The organism is Actinoplanes sp. NPDC048791 (assembly GCF_040650095.1).
Classification (GTDB): Bacteria; Actinomycetota; Actinomycetes; order Mycobacteriales; family Micromonosporaceae; genus Actinoplanes.
This window is the reverse complement of sequence record NZ_JBEZGQ010001495.1, coordinates 1-1,549: the sequence shown is the minus strand read 5'-3', so window position 1 is coordinate 1,549 and position 1,549 is coordinate 1. Positions and strand designations below refer to the sequence as shown.

Genomic DNA, 1,549 nt, shown 5'->3' with positions numbered 1-1,549 from the left:
CATCGCACGAGCCGCTGGCACGTGTCCTTCCCGCCGGCCGGATAGCGGGCCTGGCTGCGGTGCAACCGGATACCGGGCCTCGCCGCGGTGCGGCCGGTGGCGGCGCTGCCGTCCCGGTCTCCTGGCCGCGCTGAGCAGCCTTTGGGGGCCGACCGTCGGGCGGTCTATTGAGCGGGCGACCGCCGGACCTCAGTCCAGGGCTTCCCGGGCCCAGCGGGTCACCTGCGACAGCACCGGGGCTCGGCCGGCGAACACCTCCGCGGTGTCGCGGGAGTCGTAGGCGCCCCGGCCACTGCCCTGCGCGGCGGCGAGCAGCATCCGCGGCGCCAGCCAGTAGTACTTGGCCGCGCCGGTCAGTTTGATCGCCCGGCTGATCGTCGCGTCGTCCAGCACACCGCCCAGCCCGCGCCGGTAGCCGTCGGCGACCGCGGCCGTCACGTCGTCGATCAGGGTGATGTCGATCAGCCCGTCGAAGAACGCGTCCAGGGTCAGGTTGGCGACGTCCTCGCCGATCGCGCCCGGCCCGGTGAACGCCCAGTCCAGCAGGACCGGCCCGGCCGCGCCGATGATCAGATTCATCGGCCAGAGGTCGTGGTGGCACAGCGTGCGCGGCAGCGTGTCGGCCGCGGCGAGCAGCTGGGTGCGCCGGTGCCACAGCGTTCGCAGGTCCTGCCGCAGCCGCGGGGACCAGCCGGCGACCGCGGCCGGGTGCTCCCAGTCCGGCTCGCCCACCGGCTGGGCGCTGGTGTAGTCGCGCAGGAAGTCGCGGGAGAGCCAGGCGTCGGTGGGCGGGCGGCCGAGCCAGCGGGCCTGGGCGATCCCCATCCGGTACGCGACGTCGCCGAGCTCCGCGCGGCCACAGGCGGGGCCGGGGACACCCTCGACGTGCTCGAGCCACAGGGCGACGGAGCCGTCGGCGCGTTCCTCGGTGCCGAGCAGGGCGGGCGCGCTGATCCCCGCGTCGGCGAAGGCGGTGCCGGCCAGGCCGCTGCGGTACGCGAGCAGCTCACGCCGCCAGTAGTTCCAGTGCCCGGGCTCGTCGGAGGCCTGCAGGTGCGCCGCCGCGTCGGGACGGCCGGGCGTGGAGAGCTTCAGCACCGCGGGCACGCCGTCGCGGCGCACCCGCCAGATGCCACCGGTGGCGCCGTTGCCGGCGTTGTGGGTCAGCTCCTGGGCGGTGCCGGGCTCGGTGATCAGGTCGTCGGGAGGGGTACGCACGACGACGATCGTACCGCTGGACAAATTTTTTTGTCGGTGGGAGAGTGGGCGCCATGGAAGACGTCGCAGTGATCGAGGACCCGGCCGCGGCCGAGGTCAGCCTGGACCCGATCCGCAGCCGGCTGCTGGCCGCGCTGGCCGTGCCCGGCTCGGCCACGATGCTCGCCGCCCAGGTCGGCCTGCCCCGGCAGAAGGTCAACTACCATCTGCGCACCCTGGAGCAGCACGGGCTGCTGGAGCTGGTCGAGGAACGCCGCAGGGGCAACGTCACCGAACGGGTGCTGCAGGCCACCGCCGCCTCGTACGTCATCTCCCCCACCGCGATGGCGGC

The 1,549-nt window shown here is 74.2% G+C and carries 2 protein-coding genes; one reads left to right on the top strand and one right to left on the bottom strand.

Annotation, left to right across the window (positions count from 1 at the left end):
- Positions 1-189 precede the first annotated feature (189 nt).
- Positions 190-1,218, bottom strand: a complete 1,029-nt coding sequence (locus AB0C29_RS47785; protein ID WP_360834930.1) for a phosphotransferase — start codon at positions 1,216-1,218, stop codon at positions 190-192.
- A gap of 53 nt (positions 1,219-1,271) precedes the next feature.
- Here AB0C29_RS47785 and AB0C29_RS47780 point away from each other — a divergent pair.
- The coding region (locus AB0C29_RS47780) for a helix-turn-helix domain-containing protein (protein ID WP_360834928.1) at positions 1,272-1,549 on the top strand (278 nt) is incomplete at its 3' end.